The organism is Eudoraea sp., from assembly GCF_049665975.1.
Classification (GTDB): domain Bacteria; phylum Bacteroidota; class Bacteroidia; order Flavobacteriales; family Flavobacteriaceae; genus Eudoraea.
Map to the genome: position 1 here is coordinate 1 of NZ_JBATGR010000538.1, position 5,303 is coordinate 5,303.

Consider the following 5,303-nt stretch of genomic DNA (forward strand, 5'->3'; position numbering starts at 1 on the left):
TTCCAGGATATTCCAGAATTGTTCATCTTCAATTAAATCTTCCCCAAGTTTATTAGTCAGGGAAACATAATTCAAAATTCCGTGTTCATTTCTCTCCCAATACCCAAACTCCATATAGCATCCGGTGTAAATTAAATCGCCAACTACATTAACAGATCTTATATAAGTGCCATTTGGAGAAGGATACAATTTCCATTGAGCTCCATTAAATTCAAGCAACCCGGCATTATTGGCTACATAAATAAACTTTTCCCCGGACTGGGAAATGGCCCAATTTTGTGTTCCTGCCCCGTAATCAACAGGAGCATAATTTTGAATAGGAGGTACTTCCTGAGCATAAGCCAAGAAATTGCAAAATAATAAAAGAAGAATAAAGACTATTCTCAAACTAGGGGTATAAAGAGGAACTATTCTTTTAAAGGTAAGAAAAGAATAACATATCACTTATTAATCTCACAGAACATGAACAATCAAACAATCTCGGCACTCAAGCCTGCCTGCAATAATTTACTGCAACGGGGTTCTAATTCCTTATATTCCCCAGTTTTAACTGTGCATTTGCCTTTGTAATGCACTATTAATGAACACTGTTCTGCCTGTTCCGGGGTATGTTCACAAACATCTACTAATGTATAAATGACATGTTCAAAGGTATTTACCTCATCATTGAACAATACTATTTCATTTTGTTTTACCGTCTCCTCATCCAAAAGCAGTTCTTCGGAGACTTTTTCCTTAGTACTCATAGAGATAGGTTTTTGTATTAACTAAAATACATATTTTGTCGCAACCCAGTTATTTTTTTCAGCATTTTCTTGAAATGAAAGTCCATGCGCCAAACATTCTTTTGAAATAAGGCCAATATCTTCTTTGTAAAAACCACTTAAAAGCAATACTCCCCCTTTTTTCAGGTGCTTTACATAAACTGAAATATCTGAAAGCAGAATATTGCGATTTATATTCGCTAAGATGATATCGTAATTTTGATCTGTCAATAAATTCACATCACCTTCAAACACCTTCATCTGTTCACATTTATTAACAGAAACATTTTCCATGGCATTCAGAAAACTCCAATTATCTATATCTATGGCATCTACAGATTTGGCCCCTTTCATAGCAGCCAGAATACCCAAAACACCGGTTCCACAGCCCATATCCAATACAGATTTATCTTTAAAATCCAGTGCCAAAACCAATTGAAGCATCATATGGGTAGTTTCATGATGTCCGGTGCCAAAACTCATTTTGGGAGTTATAACAATATCAAAGGCTACATCCGGTTTATCATGAAAGGGAGCTCTTACAACACATTGATTATCAACAATTATGGGTTCAAAATTCTTTTCCCATTGTTCATTCCAGTTTAGCTGTTCTATTTCAGATACTTCATAATCAATACTAAAGTTATCATTGGCAAGAATGTCGACGTTTTCCAAGGCAATGGGGTTCCATAACTCCTTTTTAACATAAGCCAGCAAACCAGCCTCGGTTTCCAAAAAACTATCAAATCCCAGTGCGGCAAGCTCAGCTATTAAGATATCCATAGCTGGTTGTAAGGGGTTTATTGAAAATCGATACTCCAGAAAGATAGCTTGCATAAGCGCTCAAATAGCCTCAATAATCGCAATAAAGTCATCTGCAACCAATGCGGCTCCGCCTATTAATCCGCCATCAACGTCGGGTTTTGAAAAAATCTCCTTGGCATTTGAGGGTTTTACACTGCCGCCATACAAAATGGACACTTCATTCGCTATTGCAGCATCATATGCTTCTGTTATCGTCTTGCGGATAAAGGCGTGCATTTCCTGGGCCTGTTCCGGAGAGGCGGTCTCACCTGTACCAATGGCCCATACTGGTTCATAAGCAAGTACAATATCTTTCCAGGCATCAGCTGGTAAATCAAAAAGACCGTTCTTGAGTTGAGATTCCACTACCTTGAAATGATTGCCAGCCTTTCTCTCTTCCAATTCTTCCCCAAAACAAAATATGACACGCATCTTATTTTCTAAAGCAGCCTTCACTTTTTTAGCTAAAAGCTCATCTGTTTCTCCAAAATATGCCCTCCGCTCTGAATGTCCTATAATTACAGTGTCCACATTTATATTTAAAAGCATATCCGCAGAAATTTCCCCGGTATAAGCCCCACTTTTCGCAAAATGCATATTCTGGGCAGCAACTTTTATGTCTGATGATTTCAGGATACTGGCTGTTTCTGCCAGGTTAACAAAAGTTGGAGCTACAATGACTTCTGCATCTGTTTTCGGTAATCTACCTGATAATTCTTCTAATAAGGCCTTAGTTTCGTTTAAGTTCTTATTCATTTTCCAGTTTCCGGCAACTATTTTACTTCTCATTTTTAGTTCTTTTATGTTTACAATAGGTGTTGTTATATTTTAATTGTCATCACAGTTTACTAAATACCAGTATTCTAATGACTTATTCAATTTTCAAATCCTCAATATCATTATAATGGACCTTTTGAGTTATAGTTCCACGCTCCAAAATCAAAAGTCCGGGATTAGACCTAACAATCGTTTTCAGCGTGGTCTCATCTGTAAAATAAAATTCAAATCCCAATTGGTATTCTTCAATTATCCTGTTGGTCCACTCCTTGTTGGAGGCAGACATTCCTATTACTTCATAACCATTATCCAGGGCTTTATCTGAAACTTCTTTTACTTTTTCATAGGCTTCATATTCACTTTTTGCCAGGTCATAAGCCACAACAATAAGCAATTTATCCTTTTGCATCAACGGGGCAGTAAAATCTTCCCCTTCCTGCTCAATAGTAAAATCATGGATAGGAGGCTCATAACCCTTCTGAATTTCTTCAGTCTCCACTCCAATAAATTCACCGTCAACATCAGGGTACTCCCCATTGGTAACGATTACTTTTTCTTCTCCCTTACTATTAAATTTCCAGGAATATTCATAAATGGGTTTCGGCGCATCTTCAGGGAATTCCATCCCGTCTTCTATATTTGCCCCAATCTTATAAGGCCTGAAGTCTATTACAGGGAGATGATTAAGCACATAATTTCCATATATAATACAAAGTACTACAGATACCAGAGCAATAATTTGCCTTAGTTTCTTGCTAAAAAGTGGTTTAATATATTCCTGGCCAAAGTATAAAATTAAAATTAGTACCAGAAGGACAACATCTTTTATAAAGGATTCCCATGGTGTTAATTTAATGGCATCTCCAAAACAACCACAATCCGTTACCTTATTGAAATAAGCGGAATAGAAGGTAAGAAAAGTAAAAAACAGGATCATGAGTAACAGACTCCCTATTGTAAATTTTTTGCGATAACCTAAAAGGAGAAATACCCCCAAAACTACTTCAGAAATGACTACAAAAATTGATATCGCAAGAGCATATGGCATTAAAAATGGCAAATCGAGAACTCCCTGACTAAAGTATTCTTCCAATTTAAAAGAAAAGCCTACAGGGTCATTAAGTTTAATAAAACCACTGATAATAAATAGTATTCCAACAAATACCCTGGAAAAGCCTACTAAGTGTTTCATACTATTTATTGAATATTTATTGGGTAGATTCATTCATATGGATCAGGGCAAAAACCGAATAATTTATGATATCCTGATAATTAGCTTCAATACCTTCACTAACCAATGTTTTACCTTTATTATCCTCTATTTGTTTAACTCTCAATAATTTTTGAATAATAAGATCAGTTAATGAACTTACACGCATATCGCGCCACGCCTCCCCATAGTCATGATTCTTATTTTCCATAAGTAATTTGGTAATCTCAATATGTTTATTGTACAAACTAAGTGCCTCTTCAGCGTTAAGATCTGGTTCCTGGGCAACCCCTTTCTCCAGTTGTATGAGGGCCATAATGGCATAATTGATAATACCAATAAATTCAGATTTTTCCCCTTCATCTACTTTACGGACCTCGTTTTCCTGTAAACTTCTGATGCGTTGGGCTTTAATATAAATTTGATCTGTTAAAGAAGGTAGTCTTAAAATTCGCCAGGCACTTCCGTAATCTTTCATTTTTTTTGAAAATAAGTCCCGACAAGTAGTTATGATGCCATCGTATTGTTCCGAGGTTTGCTGCATGTAAATTGTTCTAATTTGCGTAAATTTCGCTCAAAATAATAGAAATATCAAAGTTCGGAGTTTAATCTTGGTCTTCAAAATAATTTATACTCCAAATAGTTTAAAAAAATCCTATGACAATAAATTGTAAGGGCAGGCTGATAGATTTAAAGAAGCCAAAAGTAATGGGTATATTAAATGTTACTCCAGACTCTTTTTACGATGGAGGAAAATATAAAGATGAAGTCTCTGTTTTAAAACAAGCAGAAAAAATACTTGATGAGGGAGCCACATTTGTAGACCTGGGAGCTTATAGTTCCCGACCCGGCGCGACTCATATTTCTGAAGAAGAAGAATTAAGTAGGATCTTACCCATAGTAGATCTGTTAATTAATGCTTTTCCTGATATTTATCTGTCCATTGACACCTTTCGAAGTAATGTAGCCCGGCGTTGTCTTGAGAACGGTGCTACCATGATTAATGATATTTCTGCTGGAAATTTGGATCACAACATGATGCAAATCATATCCGATTTTAAAGTGCCTTATATCATGATGCACATGAAAGGAACACCTCAAAACATGGCAAAACAAACTAATTACAATAAACTTATAGAAGATGTGCTTTATTATTTATCGGAAAAAGTGGCTCTTGCCAAATCATTTGGTATTAATGACATCATCCTTGATCCTGGTTTTGGGTTTGCCAAGACACCTTCACAAAGTTTTTCCTTATTACAAAATCTAAACCTCTTTAAAACCTTTGAATTGCCAATACTTGTGGGTTTAAGCCGAAAGTCCATGATCTATAAGACATTGGGTATTACTGCAGATCAGGCCTTGAATGGAACCACTGCCCTAAATACCTTTGCATTAATAAAAGGAGCCAATATTTTACGGGTACACGACGTTAAAGAAGCAGTTGAATGCATAGAATTAATACAATCGGTAAACCAAATTGAAGATTAATTTTTTGTTAGTCTATTTTTTCTAATTTTACAAAAACAACAAGGATTGGACTTTTTTAACTTTCTGGATTTAAGGATCACCGACATTATAGATATCCTCCTTGTGGCCATTCTGCTGTATTACATCTACAAACTGGTACGAGGTACTGTTGCTATCAATATATTTATTGGAATTGTTATTGTCTGGGGGTTTTGGAAATTAACCCAATTACTGGATATGAAAATGATCAGTAGTGTGGTTGGTGGTTTTATGTCGGT

6 protein-coding genes and 2 pseudogenes are annotated in these 5,303 nt (G+C 35.9%); 2 read left to right on the forward strand and 6 right to left on the reverse strand.

All coding sequences use genetic code 11. The annotated features are described in order from the left end of the window. The 6 genes and pseudogenes from WBN20_RS16935 to WBN20_RS16960 all read right to left on the reverse strand — a co-directional run. A pseudogene (locus tag WBN20_RS16935) lies at positions 1-387 on the reverse strand (LuxR family transcriptional regulator); the annotation flags it as partial. A gap of 83 nt (positions 388-470) precedes the next feature. Next, positions 471-746, reverse strand: a complete 276-nt coding sequence (locus WBN20_RS16940) for an ATP-dependent Clp protease adaptor ClpS (protein WP_424282538.1) — start codon at positions 744-746, stop codon at positions 471-473. Between the two features lie 21 nt (positions 747-767). Next, positions 768-1,601, reverse strand: coding sequence for a 50S ribosomal protein L11 methyltransferase (gene prmA, locus WBN20_RS16945; protein ID WP_424282539.1), 834 nt, complete (start codon positions 1,599-1,601; stop codon positions 768-770). Between the two features lie 6 nt (positions 1,602-1,607). Then, positions 1,608-2,357: a triose-phosphate isomerase gene (gene tpiA / locus WBN20_RS16950; protein ID WP_424282540.1), complete on the reverse strand. Its 750-nt coding sequence runs from the start codon at positions 2,355-2,357 to the stop codon at positions 1,608-1,610. 82 nt (positions 2,358-2,439) lie between these two features. Continuing rightward, positions 2,440-3,537 carry a BT_3928 family protein gene (locus WBN20_RS16955; RefSeq protein WP_424282541.1) on the reverse strand — a complete coding sequence of 366 codons (1,098 nt, stop codon included), beginning with the start codon at positions 3,535-3,537 and terminating at the stop codon, positions 2,440-2,442. A 16-nt stretch (positions 3,538-3,553) separates the two neighbouring features. Beyond that, positions 3,554-4,099 (reverse strand): DUF1599 domain-containing protein, encoded by a 546-nt coding sequence (locus tag WBN20_RS16960; RefSeq protein WP_424271615.1) that lies wholly within the window; start codon positions 4,097-4,099, stop codon positions 3,554-3,556. 113 nt (positions 4,100-4,212) lie between these two features. On the opposite strand from WBN20_RS16960, the gene folP reads away from it, so the two are divergent. Then, on the forward strand, positions 4,213-5,046 hold the full coding sequence (folP, locus tag WBN20_RS16965) for a dihydropteroate synthase (protein WP_424282542.1): 834 nt from the start codon (positions 4,213-4,215) through the stop codon (positions 5,044-5,046). A gap of 45 nt (positions 5,047-5,091) precedes the next feature. Further along, positions 5,092-5,303, forward strand: a pseudogene (locus tag WBN20_RS16970) (TIGR00159 family protein); the annotation flags it as partial.

What these genes read in the sequence shown, in the direction of transcription:
- WBN20_RS16940 (WP_424282538.1), bottom strand. Translation starts at nt 746, where the DNA reads ATGAGTACTAAGGAAAAAGTCTCCGAAGAACTGCTTTTGGATGAGGAG.
- prmA (WP_424282539.1), bottom strand. Translation starts at nt 1,601, where the DNA reads ATGCAAGCTATCTTTCTGGAGTATCGATTTTCAATAAACCCCTTACAA.
- tpiA (WP_424282540.1), bottom strand. Translation starts at nt 2,357, where the DNA reads ATGAGAAGTAAAATAGTTGCCGGAAACTGGAAAATGAATAAGAACTTA.
- WBN20_RS16955 (WP_424282541.1), bottom strand. Translation starts at nt 3,537, where the DNA reads ATGAAACACTTAGTAGGCTTTTCCAGGGTATTTGTTGGAATACTATTT.
- WBN20_RS16960 (WP_424271615.1), bottom strand. Translation starts at nt 4,099, where the DNA reads ATGCAGCAAACCTCGGAACAATACGATGGCATCATAACTACTTGTCGG.
- folP (WP_424282542.1), top strand. Translation starts at nt 4,213, where the DNA reads ATGACAATAAATTGTAAGGGCAGGCTGATAGATTTAAAGAAGCCAAAA.